The organism is Halomonas sp. HG01, assembly GCF_000968715.2.
Lineage (GTDB): Bacteria > Pseudomonadota > Gammaproteobacteria > Pseudomonadales > Halomonadaceae > Halomonas > Halomonas halophila.
The window spans coordinates 2,856,477-2,875,763 of record NZ_CP022134.1 but is presented as its reverse complement, the minus strand read 5'-3'; the positions used below and the strand labels follow the sequence as shown (position 1 = coordinate 2,875,763).

Sequence of the window (19,287 nt, the reverse complement as noted above, 5' to 3'; positions counted from 1 at the left end):
TGTTCCCGTGGCATCGAGGCTGGCAGAATCGGGGCACTTTCCGCTTGAGGGTCGGCCGTGCTGAGCCAACTCGAACTCGTGCTGCCGCTGATGGCGCTGGGCTATCTCAGCGGCACCTGGCTGGGGGCGATCACGGTGTGTCGCCTGGCCGGCCGCGGCGATCCGCGCCTGGCCGGTTCCGGCAATCCCGGCTTCTCCAACGTGCTGCGCCTGCATGGGCCGCGGCTGGCCCTGGCCACGCTGCTGGTCGATGCGGTCAAGGGCATGCCGGTGCTGTGGCTCGCCATGCTGCTGGCGCTGCCGCCCTGGGGGCAGGGGCTGGTCGGGCTCGGCGTGCTGCTCGGTCACAGCTATCCGGCCTGGTATCGCTTTCGCGGCGGCAAGGCGGTGGCCAGCGCCTTCGGCGTGATGCTGGTGCTGACCCCCTGGGTGGCGCTGTGCTGCGCGACTCTGTGGTGTCTGCTGGCCTGGCGGGTGCGCACCGCGGCGGTGGCGTCACTGGCCAGCGCCGCGCTGGCCCCGCTGGCCGCGATCTGGCTGGCGCCCGACTACGTGCCGGTGGTGATCGGCTTCACGCTGCTGGTGCTGGGGCGTCATGCGCTGAATATTCGTCAGCTGGGGCGGGGCGACGAGCCGGGGTTGTAAGCCCGAAGAGCGGCGCTTTGCGCCTGGAAGAACGCCCGCTTCGCGGGCTTGAGCTGGAAGCTTGAAGAAAACCCGTGACCCCATGATGGCGGGGGTCATGCTGTCTTCCAGCTTCCAGCTTCCAGCTTCCAGCTTCCAGCTTCCAGCTTCCAGCTTCCAGCTTCCAGCTTCCAGCTTCCAGCTTCCAGCTTCCAGCTTTCAGCGCCCGGCCGGCGGCTCGAGCCCGTCCATCGGCCAGCGCGGTACGGCCTGCATCTGCCCCACGGTGTCGTGCTCGCCGGCCAGCAGGCGCTGGGCGCCCACATAGGCAATCATGGCCCCGTTGTCGGTGCAGAAGCGCCCGCGAGGATAGAAGACCTCGGCGCTGCGCTTGGCGGTCTCGAGGCCGAGGCGCTCGCGCAGGCGGGCGTTGGCGCTGACGCCGCCGGCCACCACCAGCCGCTTGAGGCCGGTCTGGTCGAGGGCGCGGCGGCACTTGATCACCAGGGTGTCGACCACGGCCTCCTCGAAGGCGCGGGCCACGTTGGCGCGGGCGGTGTCATCGAGTTCGCCGTCGGCCTCGAGCTTGCGGATCGCGGTCAGGGTATGGGTCTTGAGTCCGGAGAAGCTGAAGTCCAGCCCTGGGCGGTCGGTCATCGGCCGCGGGAAGCGAAAGCGCGTCGGGTCGCCGGTCTCGGCCAGGCGCGCCACGGCGGGGCCGCCGGGGTAGTCCAGGCCGAGCATCTTGGCGGCCTTGTCGAAGGCCTCGCCGGCGGCGTCGTCCACCGATTCGCCGAGCAGGCGATAGCGGCCGAGGCCTTCGACCTCGACCAGCTGGGTGTGGCCGCCGGAAACCAGCAGCGCCACGAAGGGGAAGGCGGGCGGCGCGTCCTCGAGCATCGGCGCCAGCAGATGGCCTTCCATGTGGTGCACGCCGAGCACCGGGATGTCGAGTGCCCGGGCCATGCCGTGGGCGGTGCTGGCGCCGACCATCAGTGCGCCCACCAGGCCGGGGCCGGCGGTGTAGGCGATGGCGTCCAGTTCGCCACGGCTCACGCCGGCATCGCTGAGCACGGTCTGGATCAGCGGCAGCAGGCGCCGGGTGTGGTCGCGGCTGGCCAGCTCCGGCACCACGCCGCCGTATTCGGCGTGCATGGCGATCTGGCTGTGGAGGGCGTCGGCCGCGAGGCCACGCTCGGTGTCATAGAGGGCGACGCCGGTCTCGTCGCAGGAGGTCTCGATGCCCAGTACACGCATGGTCATGGCTCGGTACAGCGGAAAGGGCGCCATTCTACGCCTTTTGGTCGCTGGGCGGCAGGGGCGGGGCGCGAAACGGTTTGCATGGTCGTGGTACGACGACTAGAATACTGTGCGCTGCAAGACTGGGTCGTGCGCCCAGGGGCAGGCTCCCTGTTTCTCCCTTCCATCGTTTCGGCCCGCATCGCGTGGTCGTCGGCGTCAGTGGGACATGGCGAGCGCCCCTGAAGGCGTGCGTTCAAACCGAACTCAAGTTTTTCAAGGTAGGTGAGTGCTTAATGCCTTCTGTTAAAGTACGCGATAACGAGCCGTTTGACGTCGCACTGCGTCGCTTCAAGCGTTCCTGTGAAAAAGCCGGTGTTCTGTCCGAGGTTCGCCGTCGCGAGCAGTACGAGAAGCCGACCGCAGAGCGCAAGCGCAAGGCGGCTGCCGCCGTCAAGCGTCACGCCAAGAAGCTTCAGCGTGAGCGCAAGCGTTTCGAACGGCTCTATTGATCCGTACTTGGGTCGGACCGCTGGCTAGCGGATCGACTCGGGAGGAGCGCCAAGCGGCCGCCGTTCGGTGGCCGCTTGTTTTTTCGCCCGTTCTCAGGGTCCTGGCTTTCAACCCATACTGGATTGCCTGATGGCCGGTCAGATCCCGCAGCGTTTCATCGATGACCTGCTGGCTCGCGTCGACGTGGTCGAGGTGGTCGGCGAGCGGGTCAAGCTCAAGAAGGCCGGACGCAATCATTCCGGTCTCTGTCCCTTCCACCAGGAAAAGTCGCCGTCCTTTACCGTCAGCGCCGACAAGCAGTTCTATCACTGCTTCGGCTGCGGTGCCCACGGTAACGCGCTGCGCTTCCTGATGGAGTACGACAACCTGCGCTTCCCCGACGCGGTGGAGCATCTCGCCGCCCGGCTGGGGCTCGAGGTGCCGCGCGAGGGCGCCGACGATCCGCGGGCCCAGGCCCGCGAGCGCAAGCGCAAGGAAGGCGTCAACCTGCTCGAGCTGTCGGCGAGCTTCTTCCGCGAGCGCCTGAAGATGCCCGAAGGGCAGGGCGCGCGGGAGTATGTCGAGCGTCGCGGGCTGTCGCCGGAGGTCGTGCGCGACTTCGGCATCGGCTATGCCCCGGGCGGCTGGGAGTCGCTCAAGCGGCATCTCGGCGAGCAGGGCATCGCCGAGCCGGTGCAGATCGAATACGGCCTGCTGGTGCACCGCGAGGACAGCGGGCGCACCTATGACCGCTTCCGCGATCGGGTGATGTTTCCGATCCGCGATATCCGCGGCCGCACCATCGCCTTCGGCGGACGGGTGCTGGGCGATGCCAAGCCCAAGTACCTGAACTCCCCGGAGACGCCGGTCTTTCACAAGGGGCGCGAGCTGTACGGCCTCTATGAGGCGCGTCAGGCCAACCCGCGTCTCGAGCGACTGGTGATCGTCGAGGGCTACATGGACGTGGTGGCACTCGCCCAGTTCGGCATCCGCAATGCGGTGGCCACCCTGGGCACGGCTACCACCGAGGATCATCTCGGGCGGCTGTTCCGCATGGTCGACGAGGTGGTGTTCTGCTTCGACGGCGATCGCGCCGGGCGCCAGGCGGCGAGCCGGGCGCTGGAGACGGTGCTGCCGCAGATGATCGACGGCCGTCAGGCGCGGTTCCTGTTCCTGCCCGATGGCGAGGATCCGGATACCCTGGTGCGCCGCGAGGGTCCCGAGGCCTTCGAGGATCGGGTCACCTGTGCCAGTCCGCTGTCGGAGTTCCTCTTCGAGCAGGCCGCCGAGGGGCGCGACCTGGAGCGGCTGGAGGAGCGCGAGCGCTTCGCCAGCCGGGTGCTGGCGGCCATCGGTCGCCTGCCCGAGGGGGTGATGAAGTCGCTGCTGCTGACGGAACTCTCCCGTCGCACCGGCGTCGATCAGTCAAGCTTCGAGTCGCTGATGTCCCGCGGCGAGAGTGTCGACGAGGCGCCGACCGCGGACGTGCCGCCGGAGTGGGCGGATGAGGCGCCGCCCCGAGGCGAGGCGCCGGCGGGGGCGCGGACGACCGGCGGTCCGGCGTCCCTAGGGCAGATGGCTCGGGCGCTGCAGCTGCTGGTGCATGAGCCGTCGCTGGTCGAGCGTCTGCCCGAGGACGACGACTGGTGCGACCAGAACGATCCGGATGCCGGGCTGTGTCGCGAGGTGGTGCGCCTGCTACGGGCCGGCGGCTACCGCAGCCCTCAGGTGCTGCTGGCGCACTTTCACGGCACGCCGGAGGGCGAGCGCCTGGCGATGCTGGCCCGGCGGGCGCCGCTGGTGCCGCGCGGGCTGCTCGGCACCGAGCTCGACAACTGGGTGGCTTATTTTCAGCGCCATCGTCGGCAGCAGTCGCCGCAGGAGGCGTATGACGCCCTGCTGGCTCGAATGCAGGCCGGCGAGTCGCTGTCGAAAGAGGAGCGGCAGCGGCTCAATGCGCTGCTGATGGAGCTCAAGGGGTGAGGGTCTGAGAGAGGCGTCGATTGGCGCCGGACTTGAATTTCCGCCTACCATCACCATATAGACAGCGTCCCCTGAGCGGAACGCAACCAGACACGCTAACACACCTGAATGACCGCGCAAATACGTCGAACTGGCAAAACGGCGGTCAAACCCGCTATACTGTTCGGCTTATCGAGTTTTCTCCGCCTCAGTGCTTCAGGTGCTTCATTCTTCTTCGTCGAGATAGGGTTTCTATGGCTGGAAATGCGCAGCAGCAGTCACGTCTGAAGGAGTTGATCGCGCGCGGCAAGGAACAGGGCTTCCTGACCTATGCCGAGGTCAACGACCATCTTCCCGAGGATATCGCCGACCCCGATCAGGTGGAAGACATCATCGGCATGATCAACGACATGGGTATCAATGTCGTCGAGGAAGCGCCTGATGAAGATACCCTGATGATGGCCGATCACTCCACCGATGAATCGGCTGCCGAGGAGGCCGTGGCGGCCCTGGCGGCGGTGGAGAGCGACGTGGGCCGCACCACCGACCCGGTGCGCATGTACATGCGCGAGATGGGCACGGTCGAGCTGTTGACCCGCGAAGGCGAGATCGAGATCGCCAAGCGCATCGAGGAGGGTACCCGCGAGGTGATGTCCGCCCTGGCCTATCTGCCGGGCGCCGTGGACTCCATCCTCGAGGCCTACGATGCCACTCAGGACGAGGAGGCCCCGGGCCGCCTGTCCGACCTGTTCTCCGGCTTCATCGACCCCGACGAGGGCATCCCTGGCGTCGCCGAGGCCGATGTGCCCGAGGAGCCGGTGGTCGCCGAAGGGGCGTCCGACGAGGATGACGAGGACGCCGAGGACGAGGACGACAGCGGCGGCGGCCCGGACCCGGAAGAGGCCCGCGCCCGCTTCGAGCAGATCCGCGAGCAGAACGAGTCGGCCCGCCAGGCCATCGACGCCAACGGCCGCGGCTCCGCCCAGGCGCAGGCCGAGCTGGCCCGCCTGGCCGAGCTGTTCTCGCCGATCAAGCTGGTGCCCAAGCACTTCGAGCGCCTGGTCGGTCAGGTGCGCATCAGCGTCGAGCAGATCCGGGCCCAGGAAAAGGCCGTGATGCAGCTGTGCGTCAAGAAGGCCAAGGTGCCGCGCAAGACCTTCATCAAGGCCTTCCCCGGCAACGAGTCGCGCCAGGACTGGCTCGACGACTTCATGGCCGAGCAGACCAAGTACGCCGACAAGCTTGCCGTCTTCAAGGGCGACATCCAGCGCTCCCAGCGCAAGATCGCCTTCGAGGAAGAGATGATCCAGCTGCCGGTGACCGACATCAAGGAGGTCAACCGTCGGCTGTCCATCGGCGAGGCCAAGGCGCGTCGCGCCAAGAAGGAGATGGTCGAGGCCAACCTGCGCCTGGTCATCTCGATCGCCAAGAAGTACACCAACCGCGGCCTGCAGTTCCTGGATCTGATCCAGGAGGGCAACATCGGCCTGATGAAGGCCGTGGACAAGTTCGAGTACCGCCGCGGCTACAAGTTCTCGACCTACGCCACCTGGTGGATCCGTCAGGCGATCACGCGCTCCATCGCCGACCAGGCGCGCACCATCCGTATCCCGGTGCACATGATCGAGACGATCAACAAGCTCAACCGCGTCTCCCGCCAGATGCTGCAGGAGATGGGGCGCGAGCCGACGCCGGAAGAGCTGGGCGAGCGCCTCGAGATGCCGGAAGACAAGGTGCGCAAGGTCCTGAAGATCGCCAAGGAGCCGATCTCCATGGAGACGCCCATCGGTGACGACGACGATTCGCACCTCGGCGACTTCATCGAGGACGGCACCATGGTGCTGCCGATCGACTCGGCCACCGGTGAGGGCCTGATCGAGGCCACCCGCAACGTGCTCGGCGGCCTGACCGCCCGTGAGGCGAAGGTGCTGCGCATGCGCTTCGGCATCGACATGAACACCGACCATACCCTCGAGGAGGTCGGCAAGCAGTTCGACGTGACCCGCGAGCGGATCCGTCAGATCGAGGCCAAGGCGCTGCGCAAGCTGCGTCACCCGTCCCGTTCCGAGCCGCTGCGCTCCTTCCTCGACGAGTGATCGTCGACCGGGCCGGCCGTTCGCCGGCCCCGGCATTCTTCGCATGAAATGCCCTGCTCGAAACGACGATGCCCGCGGCCATGGCCGCGGGCATCGTCGTTTCGGGGGAGTTGTCGAGGCGTCAGGCCAGGCGCTGTCGGCGCCAGCGGCGGGCCAGCAGCAGCAGCTCGATCATGGCGATGCACATCAGGGTGTAGCCGAACAGTTCGGTGACCTCCTCGGCGGCGTCCTTGAACACGCGGACGTAGTGCTCGCCGAGGACGGCCTTCCACATGTCGCCGCGGCCGTAGAGGCGCGAGAACACGTAGGTGCCGAGGAAGCCGGCGGCGAACAGGCCGCCGGAGAAGGTCATGGCATAGCGCTCGAGCTCGGCGGCGAAGGCGCGGCCGTGGCGGATCACCACGAACAGGATCGGCAGCACCAGCAGGCTGACCAGGATCTGCCAGGCGCCGTCGAAGACGTACTCGTCCAGCCAGGCGTCCTGTTCGCGGATCAGCGATGCGCCGAGCAGGCCGATCAGCAGCAGGGTGAGGTGCGGCAGGCGGTCGTCCAGGCGGCGGGCGATGAGTGCCATGATCGTGCCGGTCAGCAGCAGCAGCGACTGCAGGGGCTCGGTGAGGCCTCGTTCGGTGAAGCGCAGGTCCGGCATGTGCGTGGCTTCGAAGAGCACGATCTCGAGCAGCGCGGCAATCAGCAGCATGTAGCCGAAGCCGCGCAGGCACAGGTAGCGGAAGGCGATTCGGTCGGCGGAATGTTCGGGCATGGTCAGGCTTCTGTCGGAAGAATATTGAGTCAGCTAATTATACGTCTTGAGAGAGGTCGCTGTCTGCCACCACCGGGTGACGCGACGGGTGCTGGCGTCGCGCCTCCTCCAGCAGCCAGTCGTGGACCGCACAGATCCGGCGATCGTCCAGCGAGCCCGCGGCATGCACGATACCGTAGTGCATGCCGGTCGCCACGCGCTGGTCGAACGGTGCCACCAGGGCGCCGGTGTCCAGCTCGCTGGTGATCAGCGTCTGGCGCGCGATGGCCACGCCCATGCCGGCCAGGGCCGCCTCCATGGTCAGGTGGTTGCGGTTGAAGGTGTAGCCGCGCCGCACGTTGACGTCCGGGGCGCTGATGGCCTGCAGGTAGTGCTCCCATTCGCCATAGTCGTGGCTGCCGCGCCAGGCGGTGACGTCATGCAGCAGCGGGTACCAGGCCAGATCCTCGGGGCGGCGCAGCGGCGGACGGCCGCGCATCAGCGAGGGGGCGCAGACCGGGAAGATGGTCTCCTCCATCAGCGGCGTGATCGACATGCCCGGATAGTGGCCGTCGTTGAGGTCCAGCGCCAGATCGAACTCGCCCTCGCGCAGCGAGATGCTGCTGTCCTCCGAGAGGATATGCAGTTCGATGTCGGGGAAGCGCGCCTGCAGGCGCGGCAGCCTGGGCATCAGCCACTTGTTGAGGAAGGAGGGCACCACGCGCATGCGGATGATGCCGCTCATCACGCCGCTGCGCAGCCGCTTCACCTCGAGCCCCACGGCCTGGTAGGCCTCGTCGACCACCGAGGCCAGTCGCCGGCCTTCCTCGGTGAGCGCCAGGCAGCGCGGCAGGCGGCGGAACAGCTTGAAGCCGAGGCGATCCTCGAGCTGCTTGATCTGCTGGCTGACGGCGCCGGTGGTGACGTGCAGCTCCTCCGCCGCCCGGGTGAAGGAGAGGTGGCGGGCGCTGACCGCGAAGACCTTCAGCCAGGCGTGGGTCTGGGCATTGAGGAGTCGGCTCATGGTTTAGTCATTCTATAGCGTGGGCGAGATATTCTGGATTGCCGTGATGGGAGAGTCGCGACAACATTAAGGTCCAAGGCAAACGAAAGCCAGTTGGCTTTAGTGTAACTGACAACAAGACGGCGTCGGTACGTTCCGGCCCCGCCCGAGGTCCTCCCCATGTCCATCAGCGTCTTCGACCTGTTCAAGATCGGCATCGGCCCTTCCAGCTCGCATACCGTCGGCCCGATGCGCGCGGCTTACGACTTCGTGCAGGAACTGCGTCGGCAGGACCTGCTGGAGCGGGTGGCACGGGTCGAGGTGCATCTGCACGGCTCGCTGTCATCCACCGGCCAGGGGCACGGCACCGATCAGGCGACCATCATGGGCCTGATGGGCGAGCGCCCCGAGTCGATCAACCCGGACATCGTCACGCCCTGCATCGAGGAGCTGCTGGAGTCCCAGACCCTGCTGCTCGACGGTCATCTGGCGATCCCCTTCCTGTGGGCGCGTGACCTGCAGTGGCACGACGAGAGTCTGCCCTACCATCCCAACGCCATGACCCTGGTGGCCCATGGCCACTCCCAGGAACTGTACCGCAACATCTTCTATTCCGTGGGCGGTGGCTTCGTGGTCGACGAGGCTCAGGCGGCCAGCGGCGAGCTCGACAGCGACACCACCGCGCTGCCCTATGACTTCAACTCCGCCGGCGAGCTGCTGGCGCTGTGTCGCCTGCACGACATGCGCATCAGCGAGCTGATGATGGAGAACGAGAAGGCCTGGCGCAGCGAGGCCGAGATCCGCGCCGGGCTGTGGCGCATCTGGGAAGCCATGCAGGACTGCGTGCAGAAGGGCTTCGAGGGCGAGGGCGTGCTGCCCGGCGGGCTCAACGTCAAGCGCCGCGCCGGCGCCCTGCATCGCCGCCTCGAGGCCGTCGAGGATGACGGCAGCCTGATCGCCTCGACCTTCTCCGCCATGGACTGGGTCAACGTCTTCGCCCTGGCGGTGAACGAGGAGAACGCGGCCGGCGGGCGCATGGTCACCGCACCGACCAACGGCGCGGCCGGCATCATCCCGGCGGTGCTGCACTACTACATGAAGTTCCAGCAGGGCGCCGACGAGCGCTGCGTGGTGGACTTCCTGCTCACCGCCGGCGCCGTGGGGATCCTGTGCAAGAAGAACGCCTCCATCTCCGGCGCCGAGGTCGGCTGCCAGGGCGAGGTGGGCTCGGCCTGCGCCATGGCCGCCGCCGGTCTCACCGAGGTGCTGGGCGGGACCCCCGGCCAGGTGGAGAACGCCGCCGAGATCGGCCTGGAGCACAACCTTGGCCTGACCTGCGACCCCGTGGGCGGCCTGGTCCAGGTGCCCTGCATCGAGCGCAACGCCATCGCCTCGGTGAAGGCCATCAACGCCACCCAGATGGCCCTGCGCGGCGACGGCGAGCACTTCATCTCGCTGGACAAGGCGATCCGCACCATGCGCGATACCGGCGCCGACATGCAGGAGAAGTACAAGGAAACCTCCAAGGGCGGTCTGGCGGTCAACGCCATCGAATGCTGAATCAGTCTCTTTGTCGGGCGGCGGGTGCCGTCCTTGCCGGCGCGCCACTCGGGTGGCGCGCCTTTTTTTGTCTCGTCCCGGGTGATCCGGCTCGCTTTGCCCTGCGTCAGCCTCGTCGTGCCGGCAGGGTGTCGCCGATATGGGCGACCAGGTAGTCCAGGAAGCGGTGCACCTTGGCCGAGCGGTGGCGATGCTGGGGGTAGACGGCCCACACGGCGGTGTCGCCGTGGCGATAGGCGTCGAGCACGCTGATCAGCTCGCCGCGGGCCAGGTGTTCCTCGACGTAGTAGTCCGGTAGCTGGGCCAGCCCCAGGCCCTTGAGCGCCGCGTCGAGCAGTGCCGGCCCGGAGTTGCCGCTCAGCGGGCCGTCGACGCGGATGTCGCGGCGCACGCCGTCGACGTCGAAGCGCCAGTAGTCCCGCGAGCCGACCAGACAGCGGTGGCGCGACAGCTCCGAGAGGCTGTGGGGCTGGGCGACGCGGGTGAAGTAGGCGGGCGCGCCGACCACGTACTCGCGCCGTTCGCACAGGCGCCGGGCGATCAGCGAGGAGTCCTGCAACCGGCCCATGCGGATGGCGATGTCGAAACCCTCGTCGATGATGTCCACCTGACGGTTGGTGAAGTGCATGCGCACCTCGAGCCGGGGATTGGCGCACATGAAGTCATGCACCAGCGGCGCGATGAAGCGTTCACCGAAGGTGGTGGCGCAGGTCAGGCTCAGCAGGCCGGTGGGGGTGTCCTGCAGTTCCTTGACCGCGGTCTCGGCCTCGCGGAAGCCCTCGAACAGGTGCTGGCAGTGCTGGTAGTAGAGCCGCCCGGCCTCGGTGAGGCGAATCCGTCGCGTGGTGCGATAGAGCAGGGTGGTGCCCAGCTGATTCTCCAGCTGACTGACCAGCCGGCTGACGTGGGAGCTCGAGACCTTTAGGCGTTCGGCGGCGGCCTTGAAGGCGCCCAGGCGTACGACCTCGATGAAGGCCTCGACGCGGTCCCAGCGTTGCATGCGGTGTGTCCTCCGGTGGTGGTGCGCTGGATTGTTGTCAAGTGGCAACAATGTCATGCGTTTAGTGCAGTTTATCCGAGTATGCGGTCTTGCCTAGACTGTGGGAAGGCCAACCCCATTGAGAGGAATGAATCATGAAGTCACGCGCCGCCGTTGCCCTGGAAGCGGGCAAGCCGCTCGAGCTGACCGAGATCGACGTCGAAGGCCCGAAGGCCGGCGAAGTGCTGGTGCGCATGGCCGCCACCAGCGTCTGCCACACCGACGCCTTCACCCTGTCCGGCGCCGATCCGGAAGGCCTGTTCCCGTCCGTGCTGGGCCACGAGGGCGCCGGCGTCGTCGAGGAAGTGGGCGAGGGCGTCACCGGCCTCAAGCCCGGTGACCACGTCATCCCGCTCTATACCGCCGAGTGCGGCAAGTGCAAGTTCTGCCTGTCCGGCAAGACCAACCTGTGCCAGGCGGTCCGCGCCACCCAGGGCAAGGGCGTGATGCCCGACGGCACCAGCCGCTTCTCCCTCGACGGCCAGAAGCTGCATCACTACATGGGCTGCTCCACCTTCAGCGAATACACCGTGGTGCCCGAGGTGTCCCTGGCCGTGGTCTCCAAGGAAGCGCCGCTGGACAAGATCTGCCTGCTGGGCTGCGGCGTGACCACCGGCATTGGCGCGGTCATGAACACCGCCAAGGTCGAGCCGGGCTCCACCGTGGCCGTATTCGGTCTCGGCGCCATCGGTCTGGCCGTGATCCAGGGCGCGGTCATGGCCAAGGCCAGCCGCATCATCGCCATCGACGTGAACCCGGAGAAGTTCGAGCTGGCCAAGCAGTTCGGCGCCACCGAATTCGTCAATCCGAAGGACTACAGTGACTCCATCCAGCAGGTCATCGTCGACATGACCGATGGTGGCGTCGACTACTCCTTCGAGTGCATCGGCAACGTCAACGTCATGCGTTCGGCCCTGGAGTGCTGCCACAAGGGCTGGGGCGAGTCCGTGATCATCGGCGTCGCCGGCGCCGGCGAGGAGATCTCCACGCGTCCGTTCCAGCTGGTCACCGGTCGGGTCTGGAAAGGCTCCGCCTTCGGCGGCGTCAAGGGCCGCACCGAGCTGCCGGGCTACGTCGATCGCTACATGAAGGGCGAGCTGAACATCGACGACTTCATCACTCACGACATGCCGTTCGAGAAGATCAACGAGGCCTTCGAGCTGCTGCACAAGGGCGAGAGCATCCGCACCGTGCTGCACTACTGATCAACGCGCCCGCTGCCGGGCGCAGGGCTCGACACGCGCCGGCTGCCGCATCGAGGGCTCGACGCGTGCCCGCCCACAGGCGGATGACGTGAGTCCGATCACCGCGGCAGCGGCAGTGCACGCCCTGTCTTCGGTGCCGGGTGTCGCGAATGCGACGCCCGGCATCTCTCGAACCCCATGAGGAGTCGCTCATGACCATGACCGAACAGCTCGAGCTGGTCTCGGCCAACCGCAGCTTCGGCGGCTGGCACAAGCGCTATCGCCATCGCTCCAGGGCGTTGGACTGCGAGATGACCTTCGCCATCTACCTGCCGCCCCAGGCGGAGACCGAGCGGGTCCCGCTGCTGTGGTGGCTGTCGGGACTGACCTGCACCGACGAGAACTTCATGCAGAAGGCCGGCGCCCAGCGCCTGGCCGCGGAGCTCGGCATCGCCATCGTCTGCCCGGATACCAGCCCCCGCGGGCTGAATCTGCCCGGCGAGGACGACAGCTACGACTTCGGCTCCGGCGCGGGCTTCTACGTCAACGCCACCCAGGCGCCGTGGAAGGACCACTACCGGATGTACGACTACGTGGCCGAGGAGCTGCCCTCGGTGGTGCGTCAGCACTTCCCGGTCAATGGTCGCGAGGCCATCAGCGGCCACTCCATGGGCGGCCACGGGGCACTGATCCTGGCCCTGCGTCGTCCAGGGCACTACCGCTCGGTGTCGGCCTTCGCGCCGGTGGTCAACCCGGCCCAGTGCCCCTGGGGCCGCAAGGCCTTCGGCAACTACCTGGGCGAGGACGTCAGCCAGTGGACCCAGTACGACGCCTGCGAGCTGGTGGCGCGCGGCGCCTCCCGCCAGCCGTTGTTCATCGACCAGGGTGAGGCCGACAATTTCCTCGAGGAACAGCTGTGCCCCGAGCGCCTGGAGGCGGTGTGCGCCGAGCACGACCATCCGCTGACCCTGCGTCGTCAGCCGGGCTATGACCACAGCTACTTCTTCATCGCCAGCTTCATCGACGACCACCTGCGCTACCACGCCGAGCATCTTCACGCTCAGCACTGAGTCGCGCCGGGACCTGTCGGCCGGGTCGCTCAGCGGCCCGCAGCGCGCCGCCTCCTCGAGGCGGCGCCTGTCGTTCCTGCCTTCCGTGTTCCTTGGCGACGTTTTCATGCCTGTGTGCGACTCATTGTCGTGATGTACCGGGAGAACGCCTCCCGATAGGCAAATTTGACATGCCAGAAAACGACACAGCCGGTAAATTTCGAAGCGTGCATGCCTGTCCGCGACAGGCGGGCCTCCAGGGCAAATGCCCCTGCCTGACTCGACAATAACGATGACAACACCACCGTGCTGGAGTATGGACGATGACAAGCGCTCCTCAGACCTCGCGTCATGCCGCCGGGCCCCAGACGCTCGGCTTCCTGTTGCTGGATAACTTCACTCTCATCTCGCTGGCCTCGGCCATCGAACCCCTGCGCATGGCCAATCAGCTGGCCGGGCGCGAGCTCTATCGCTGGTACACCCTGACCCTCGATGGCGGCCCGGTGCGTGCCAGCGACGGCCTGCAGATCACCCCCGACGCCTCCACCACCGTGCCGCTGGCGCTGGACATGGTGATCGTCTGCGGCGGCGTGGGCCCGCAGCGCAGCGTGCAGCGCGAGCACGTCGCCTGGCTGCAGTCCGAGGCACGCCATTCGCGCCGCCTGGGCGCCGTCTGCACCGGTTCCTGGGCCCTGGCCCGCGCCGGGCTGCTCGACGGCTTCGAGGCCAGCGTGCACTGGGAATGCCTGGCCGCCATGCAGGAGGCTTTCCCCAAGGTCTCGCTGACCACGCGGCTGTTCTCCATCGACCGCGACCGGGCCACCGCCTCGGGCGGCACGGCGCCGATGGACATGATGCTGACCCTGATCGGCCGCGACCACGGCCGCGAGCTGGCCGCCGGCATCTCCGAGATGTTCATCTACGACCGCGTGCGCAACGAGCAGGACCAGCAGCGGGTGCCGCTCAAGCACGTGCTGGGGACCACCCAGCCGCGGCTGCTGGAGATCGTCGCGCTGATGGAGGCCAACCTCGAGGAGCCGATCAGCCTCGACGAGCTGGCCGGCTACGTGAACGTGTCGCGGCGCCAGCTGGAGCGGCTGTTCCAGAAGAACCTGCACTGCTCGCCGTCGCGCTACTACCTCAAGCTGCGTCTGACCCGGGCCCGGCAGCTGCTCAAGCAGACGCCGATGTCGATCATCGAGGTGGCCTCGGCCTGCGGCTTCGTCTCCACGCCGCACTTCTCCAAGTGCTACCGCGAGTACTTCGGCATTCCGCCCCGCGACGAACGTCTGGGCTCCAGCGCTGTGGACCTGGTGCCGGTGCAGCTGGGCCAGGATGCCGCCGTCATGCTACAGTCCGCCTCTTTCGAGTCGGTGCCCGACACGCCGGTGTCCGCGGCCATGAGCGCCCTGGACCAGGCCCGGGGGGAGCCGACCTATGCCAGCGTCAGGCTGAGTTAGCGCCTGGCGCCGGGAGGGCGCATCCCCATCCTCGGGGAGTGCGCCCCTGACGAAGTGCCGGGCGGAGGTCGATGCGAAACGGATGGCGATGGCTGGCGCGGGCCCTGGGGCTCGCGCTGCTCGGCGGGATCGGGCTGAGCGTGCTGGCGGTGCTGATGTTCCGGGTGGTGCCGGTGGGCGGCTCCATGGTGATGCTCGAGCGCAAGGTACAGGCCTGGCGCGACGGCGATTCGCTGGAGATCCGCCAGGACTGGCGCCCGTGGAGCCAGCTGCCCGACAGCGCCAAGCTGGCGGTGATCGCCGCCGAAGACCAGCGCTTCCCCGAGCATCACGGCTTCGACCTGGTCGAGCTGCGCCGCGCCGTCGAGGCCAGCCTCAACGGCGGCGACCTGCGCGGCGCCAGCACCCTCAGCCAGCAGACCGCCAAGAACCTCTTCCTGTGGACCGGCCGCAGCTGGGTGCGCAAGGGCCTGGAGGCCTGGTTCACCCTGCTGATCGAGACGCTCTGGCCCAAGGAGCGCATTCTCGAGGTCTATCTCAATATCGCCGAGTGGGACGACGGAGTCTTCGGTCTCGAGGCCGCCTCCCGCCATTACTTCGGCGTACCGGCGTCGCGTCTGAGCAATGCCCAGGCCAGCCGGCTGGCCGCCATCCTGCCCAATCCCCGTGGCTGGAATGCCTCGCGCCCCAGCGGCTACGTGTTGCAGCGCAGCGCCTGGATCCGCGGGCAGATGCGCAATCTCGGCGGTGCCGCCTACCTCGAGCGTCTCTGACGCGACACCGATTTCCCGGCGTGTCGCGATCGCGACGGGCGTGACGCTTTTGGAATTTTCCCGGTCGTTTCCAGGCGCCGGGGCCCGCAGGGCGGGGGATATGCTGCCGGCGTGACCATGCGCTACCACGGAGCCCCCCGCCATGACCCCTTCCGAGCTGCACCAGGACGCCATCGTTATCGATGGTCTCGTTATCGCCAAGTGGAACCGCGAGCTGTTCGAGGACATGCGCAAGGGCGGCCTGACTGCCGCCAACTGCACCGTGTCCGTCTGGGAAGGCTTCCAGGCCACCGTCGACAACATCGTCAAGACCGACGCCCTGATGGCCGAGTCCAGCGACCTGGTGCGTCCGGTGCGCACCACCGCGGATATCACCCGGGCCAAGGAAGAGGGCAAGACCGGCATCATCTACGGCTTCCAGAACGCCCATGCGTTCGAGGACCAGATCGGCTACGTCGAGATCTTCAAGAAGCTCGGCGTGGGCATCGTGCAGATGTGCTACAACACCCAGAACCTGGTCGGCACCGGCTGCTACGAGCGTGACGGCGGCCTGTCCGGCTTCGGCCGCGAGATCGTCGCCGAGATGAACCGCGTCGGCATCATGTGCGACCTCTCCCACGTCGGCGAGAACACCTCCCGCGAGGTGATCGAGGCGTCCGAGAAGCCGGTCTGCTACTCCCACTGCCTGCCGTCCGGCCTCAAGGAACACCCGCGCAACAAGTCCGACGAAGAGCTCAAGTTCATCGCCGACAACGGCGGCTTCGTCGGCGTGACCATGTTCACGCCCTTCCTCCGTGCCGGCGTCGACGCCACCGTCGACGACTACGTCGAGGCCATCGAGTACGTGATGAACATCGTCGGCGAGGATGCCATCGGCATCGGCACCGACTTCACTCAGGGTCACGACAAGCAGTTCTTCGAGTGGCTGACCCACGACAAGGGCTACGCCCGTCGCCTGACCAACTTCGGCAAGATCATCAACCCCGAGGGCATTCGCACCATCGGCGAATTCCCCAACCTCACCGAGGCGCTGCTGAAGCGCGGCCTGAGCGAGCGCCAGGTGCGCAAGATCATGGGTGAGAACTGGGTCAATGTCCTGAAGGACGTCTGGGGCGAGTGAGCCCTCCGCGCCGGGCCGCGGCCCGGCGCCATCCGTGAATGTCACTGCCGCTCGACGCCGCTTGCCAACAGCCAACAACGCCCGAAGCCGCGCCTGCGAGCCCATTGAAGCCCGATAATAATCAGCAAGATTCGAGGAATAAGATCGTGACCAAGATGGCCCCTGAACTGCCGATCGAAGTGGATGCCGATACCGGCATCTGGACCACCGACGCCCTGCCGATGCTGTACGTGCCGCGTCACTTCTTCATCAACAACCACGTCGCCGTGGAAGAGGCCCTGGGCGCCGAGAAGTACGCCGAGATCCTCTACGATGCCGGCTACAAGAGCGCCTGGCACTGGTGCGAGAAGGAGGCCGAATGCCACGGCCTCGAGGGCGTCGACGTCTTCGAACACTACATGAAGCGCCTCTCCCAGCGCGGCTGGGGGCTGTTCATCACCGAGGACATCGACCTCGACGCCGGCACCTGCCGCGTGCGCCTCGAGCACAGCGCCTTCGTCTATCAGATGGGCAAGGTCGGCCGGAAGATCGAATACATGTTCACCGGCTGGTTCGCCGGCGCCATGGACCAGATCCTCGCCGCCCGCGGCAGCGATCTGCGCACCGTCGCCGAGCAGACCCAGAGCGGCGCCGAAGAAGGCTGCGACGTCGGCGTCTTCGTGACCCGTCCGATCGCCGACATCTCGAACAACGCACAGGGCTGAGGAGGCATCACCCATGGCATTCGACGCGATCTTCCAGCCGATCGAGATCGGCAACCTCACCATTCGCAACCGCGTGGTCAGCACCGCCCACGCCGAGGTCTACGCGACCGACGGCGGCATGACCACCGACCGCTACGTCAAGTACTACGAAGAGAAGGCCAAGGGCGGCTGCGGCCTGTGCATCTGCGGCGGCTCCTCGGTGGTCTCCATCGACAGCCCGCAGGCCTGGTGGAGCTCGGTGAACCTGGCCACCGACCGCATCATTCCGCACTTCCAGAATCTGGCCGACGCCGTGCACAAGCACGGCGGCAAGATCATGATCCAGATCACCCACATGGGTCGTCGCTCGCGCTGGGATGGCTTCAACTGGTCGACCCTGCTGTCGCCGTCCGGCATCCGCGAGCCGGTGCACCGCTCCACCTGCAAGACCATCGAGGAGGAGGAGATCTGGCGCATCATCGGTGACTTCGCCCAGGCCGCACGCCGGGCGAAGGAAGGCGGCCTGGACGGCGTCGAGCTGTCCGCCGTGCACCAGCACCTGATCGACCAGTTCTGGAGCCCGCGCGTCAACAAGCGGACCGACCAGTGGGGCGGCAGCTTCGAGAACCGCATGCGCTTCGGCATGGAAGTGCTTAAGGCCGTGCGCGCCGAGGTCGGCGACGACTTCACGGTCGGTCTGCGCATCTGCGGCGACGAGTTCCACCCGGACGGCCTGTCGCACGACGACATGAAGCAGATCGCCGCCTACTACGATGCCACCGGCCAGGTGGACTTCTTCGGCGTGGTCGGCTCGGGCTGCGACACCCACGATACCCTGGCCAACGTCATCCCCAACATGTCCTTCCCGCCGGAGCCGTTCCTGCACCTGGCGGCGGGCATCAAGGAAGTGGTCTCCAAGCCGGTGATCCACGCCCAGAACATCAAGGACCCGAACCAGGCCAGCCGCATCCTCGAGGGTGGCTACGTGGACCTGGTGGGCATGACCCGCGCGCACATCGCCGATCCGCACCTGATCACCAAGATCAAGATGGATCAGGTCGACCAGATCAAGCAGTGCGTCGGCGCCAACTACTGCATCGACCGCCAGTACCAAGGTCTGGACGTGCTGTGCATCCAGAACGCCGCGACCTCCCGCGAGTACATGGGCCTGCCGCACATCATCGAGCAGACCGAAGGCAAGAAGCGCAAGGTCGTGGTGGTCGGCGGTGGCCCAGGCGGCATGGAAGCGGCCCGCGTGGCCGCCGAGCGTGGCCATGACGTGACCCTGTTCGAGGCCTCCGAGGCCATCGGCGGGCAGATCACCACCGCCGCCAAGGCGCCGCAGCGCGACCAGATCGCCGGCATCACTCGCTGGTACCAGCTCGAGCTGGCCCGCCTCAACGTCGACCAGCGCCTCGGCACCTACGCCGACGAGGCCACCATCAAGGACCTCAAGGCCGACATCGTGGTGCTGGCCACCGGCGGTCAGCCGTACCTGGACCAGTATCCCGAGTGGGGCTACTCCGAGAATCCCGAGGAGAGCCTGATCGTCAGCACCTGGGACGTGCTCAACGGCAAGGTCGAGCCGGGCAAGAACGTGCTGATCTACGACGCCCTGTGCGAGTTCGCCGGCATGTCCGCGGCCGACTACCTGGCCGACAAGGGCGCCAAGGTCGAGATCGTCACCGACGACATCAAGCCCGGTGCGGCGGTCGGCGGCACCACCTTCCCGACCTACTACCGCAGCCTCTACGAGAAGGAGGTGATCATGACCTCCGACCTGATGCTGCATAAGGTCTATCGCGAGGGCGATTCCCTGGTGGCGGTGCTCGAGAACGAGTACACCGGCCAGCAGGAGGAGCGCGTGGTCGATCAGATCGTGGTCGAGAACGGCGTGCGTCCGGACGAGGACCTCTACTACGCGCTCAAGCAGGAGTCGCGCAACAAGGGCCAGGTGGATCTCGAGGCGCTGTACGACATCAAGCCGCAGCCCTGCCTGAGCGAGGACGGCGACGGCTTCCTGCTGTTCCGTCTGGGCGACTGCACCGCGCCGCGCAACACCCATGCCGCGATCTACGACGCCCTGCGCCTCTGCAAGGACTTCTGACGGCGCCCGGGGAACCACGGAAGGGGAGGGCTCGGTGCATGCCTCGCGGCCGCACCGGGCCTCGGTCGAACACCCTCGGTCACGGCGCGGAACGGCCCTCGGGCCCCCGCGCCGTTGTCGAGCCCTCCGCCGGTTGCCGGCCCGGGTTCCCCGC

16 protein-coding genes are annotated in these 19,287 nt (G+C 67.1%); 12 read left to right on the top strand and 4 right to left on the bottom strand.

Going from position 1 to position 19,287, the window contains the following annotated elements:
- Nucleotides 1–57 precede the first annotated feature (57 nt).
- Nucleotides 58–645, top strand: a complete 588-nt coding sequence (gene plsY / locus UN84_RS13610; protein ID WP_016853715.1) for a glycerol-3-phosphate 1-O-acyltransferase PlsY — start codon at nt 58–60, stop codon at nt 643–645.
- Between the two features lie 198 nt (nt 646–843).
- Here plsY and tsaD read toward each other — a convergent pair whose 3' ends face one another.
- The gene (tsaD, locus tag UN84_RS13605; protein WP_046078430.1) at nt 844–1,881 is read right to left on the bottom strand and encodes a tRNA (adenosine(37)-N6)-threonylcarbamoyltransferase complex transferase subunit TsaD; all 1,038 of its coding nucleotides are present in this window, start codon (nt 1,879–1,881) and stop codon (nt 844–846) included.
- A gap of 278 nt (nt 1,882–2,159) precedes the next feature.
- On the opposite strand from tsaD, the gene rpsU reads away from it, so the two are divergent.
- The 3 genes from rpsU (at nt 2,160) to rpoD (ending at nt 6,413) form a co-directional block, all read left to right on the top strand.
- A complete protein-coding gene (gene rpsU, locus UN84_RS13600) occupies nt 2,160–2,375 on the top strand; it encodes a 30S ribosomal protein S21 (RefSeq protein ID WP_013333229.1) in 216 nt (71 codons plus the stop codon).
- 130 nt (nt 2,376–2,505) lie between these two features.
- Nucleotides 2,506–4,338: a DNA primase gene (dnaG, locus tag UN84_RS13595; protein ID WP_046078197.1), complete on the top strand. Its 1,833-nt coding sequence runs from the start codon at nt 2,506–2,508 to the stop codon at nt 4,336–4,338.
- 233 nt (nt 4,339–4,571) lie between these two features.
- Nucleotides 4,572–6,413: an RNA polymerase sigma factor RpoD gene (rpoD, locus tag UN84_RS13590; protein WP_035597907.1), complete on the top strand. Its 1,842-nt coding sequence runs from the start codon at nt 4,572–4,574 to the stop codon at nt 6,411–6,413.
- A 121-nt stretch (nt 6,414–6,534) separates the two neighbouring features.
- Here rpoD and UN84_RS13585 read toward each other — a convergent pair whose 3' ends face one another.
- Both UN84_RS13585 and UN84_RS13580 read right to left on the bottom strand, forming a co-directional pair.
- The gene (locus UN84_RS13585) at nt 6,535–7,176 is read right to left on the bottom strand and encodes a hypothetical protein (protein WP_035597910.1); all 642 of its coding nucleotides are present in this window, start codon (nt 7,174–7,176) and stop codon (nt 6,535–6,537) included.
- Nucleotides 7,177–7,213: 37 nt separating this feature from the next.
- Nucleotides 7,214–8,179 carry a LysR substrate-binding domain-containing protein gene (locus tag UN84_RS13580; protein WP_046078196.1) on the bottom strand — a complete coding sequence of 322 codons (966 nt, stop codon included), beginning with the start codon at nt 8,177–8,179 and terminating at the stop codon, nt 7,214–7,216.
- A 159-nt stretch (nt 8,180–8,338) separates the two neighbouring features.
- Here UN84_RS13580 and UN84_RS13575 point away from each other — a divergent pair, with 159 nt between their 5' ends.
- Nucleotides 8,339–9,718, top strand: coding sequence for an L-serine ammonia-lyase (locus UN84_RS13575; protein WP_035597913.1), 1,380 nt, complete (start codon nt 8,339–8,341; stop codon nt 9,716–9,718).
- 106 nt (nt 9,719–9,824) lie between these two features.
- Here UN84_RS13575 and UN84_RS13570 read toward each other — a convergent pair whose 3' ends face one another.
- Nucleotides 9,825–10,718, bottom strand: a complete 894-nt coding sequence (locus tag UN84_RS13570) for a LysR family transcriptional regulator (protein ID WP_035597916.1) — start codon at nt 10,716–10,718, stop codon at nt 9,825–9,827.
- Nucleotides 10,719–10,852: 134 nt separating this feature from the next.
- On the opposite strand from UN84_RS13570, the gene UN84_RS13565 reads away from it, so the two are divergent.
- The 7 genes from UN84_RS13565 to dgcA all read left to right on the top strand — a co-directional run bounded on the left by UN84_RS13565 (nt 10,853) and on the right by dgcA (nt 19,133).
- Nucleotides 10,853–11,962, top strand: coding sequence for an S-(hydroxymethyl)glutathione dehydrogenase/class III alcohol dehydrogenase (locus UN84_RS13565; RefSeq protein ID WP_035597919.1), 1,110 nt, complete (start codon nt 10,853–10,855; stop codon nt 11,960–11,962).
- Between the two features lie 191 nt (nt 11,963–12,153).
- Nucleotides 12,154–13,011 (top strand): S-formylglutathione hydrolase, encoded by an 858-nt coding sequence (gene fghA, locus UN84_RS13560; RefSeq protein ID WP_046078195.1) that lies wholly within the window; start codon nt 12,154–12,156, stop codon nt 13,009–13,011.
- A 302-nt stretch (nt 13,012–13,313) separates the two neighbouring features.
- Nucleotides 13,314–14,450 carry a GlxA family transcriptional regulator gene (locus UN84_RS13555; RefSeq protein WP_035597931.1) on the top strand — a complete coding sequence of 379 codons (1,137 nt, stop codon included), beginning with the start codon at nt 13,314–13,316 and terminating at the stop codon, nt 14,448–14,450.
- Nucleotides 14,451–14,521: 71 nt separating this feature from the next.
- Nucleotides 14,522–15,223 (top strand): monofunctional biosynthetic peptidoglycan transglycosylase, encoded by a 702-nt coding sequence (gene mtgA, locus UN84_RS13550; RefSeq protein WP_046078194.1) that lies wholly within the window; start codon nt 14,522–14,524, stop codon nt 15,221–15,223.
- 142 nt (nt 15,224–15,365) lie between these two features.
- Nucleotides 15,366–16,343, top strand: coding sequence for a dipeptidase (locus UN84_RS13545; protein WP_035597939.1), 978 nt, complete (start codon nt 15,366–15,368; stop codon nt 16,341–16,343).
- A 146-nt stretch (nt 16,344–16,489) separates the two neighbouring features.
- Complete coding sequence (locus UN84_RS13540) at nt 16,490–17,047, top strand: DUF5943 domain-containing protein (protein WP_016853728.1); 558 nt, start codon at nt 16,490–16,492, stop codon at nt 17,045–17,047.
- A 13-nt stretch (nt 17,048–17,060) separates the two neighbouring features.
- Nucleotides 17,061–19,133 (top strand): dimethylglycine demethylation protein DgcA, encoded by a 2,073-nt coding sequence (dgcA, locus tag UN84_RS13535; RefSeq protein ID WP_046078193.1) that lies wholly within the window; start codon nt 17,061–17,063, stop codon nt 19,131–19,133.
- Nucleotides 19,134–19,287: the final 154 nt, after the last annotated feature.

Excerpts from the sequence above, each read along its gene's own strand:
- tsaD (WP_046078430.1), bottom strand. The coding sequence starts at position 1,881 with ATGCGTGTACTGGGCATCGAGACCTCCTGCGACGAGACCGGCGTCGCC.
- rpsU (WP_013333229.1), top strand. The coding sequence starts at position 2,160 with ATGCCTTCTGTTAAAGTACGCGATAACGAGCCGTTTGACGTCGCACTG.
- dnaG (WP_046078197.1), top strand. The coding sequence starts at position 2,506 with ATGGCCGGTCAGATCCCGCAGCGTTTCATCGATGACCTGCTGGCTCGC.
- rpoD (WP_035597907.1), top strand. The coding sequence starts at position 4,572 with ATGGCTGGAAATGCGCAGCAGCAGTCACGTCTGAAGGAGTTGATCGCG.
- UN84_RS13585 (WP_035597910.1), bottom strand. The coding sequence starts at position 7,176 with ATGCCCGAACATTCCGCCGACCGAATCGCCTTCCGCTACCTGTGCCTG.
- UN84_RS13580 (WP_046078196.1), bottom strand. The coding sequence starts at position 8,179 with ATGAGCCGACTCCTCAATGCCCAGACCCACGCCTGGCTGAAGGTCTTC.
- UN84_RS13575 (WP_035597913.1), top strand. The coding sequence starts at position 8,339 with ATGTCCATCAGCGTCTTCGACCTGTTCAAGATCGGCATCGGCCCTTCC.
- UN84_RS13570 (WP_035597916.1), bottom strand. The coding sequence starts at position 10,718 with ATGCAACGCTGGGACCGCGTCGAGGCCTTCATCGAGGTCGTACGCCTG.
- UN84_RS13565 (WP_035597919.1), top strand. The coding sequence starts at position 10,853 with ATGAAGTCACGCGCCGCCGTTGCCCTGGAAGCGGGCAAGCCGCTCGAG.
- fghA (WP_046078195.1), top strand. The coding sequence starts at position 12,154 with ATGACCATGACCGAACAGCTCGAGCTGGTCTCGGCCAACCGCAGCTTC.
- UN84_RS13555 (WP_035597931.1), top strand. The coding sequence starts at position 13,314 with ATGACAAGCGCTCCTCAGACCTCGCGTCATGCCGCCGGGCCCCAGACG.
- mtgA (WP_046078194.1), top strand. The coding sequence starts at position 14,522 with ATGCGAAACGGATGGCGATGGCTGGCGCGGGCCCTGGGGCTCGCGCTG.
- UN84_RS13545 (WP_035597939.1), top strand. The coding sequence starts at position 15,366 with ATGACCCCTTCCGAGCTGCACCAGGACGCCATCGTTATCGATGGTCTC.
- dgcA (WP_046078193.1), top strand. The coding sequence starts at position 17,061 with ATGGCATTCGACGCGATCTTCCAGCCGATCGAGATCGGCAACCTCACC.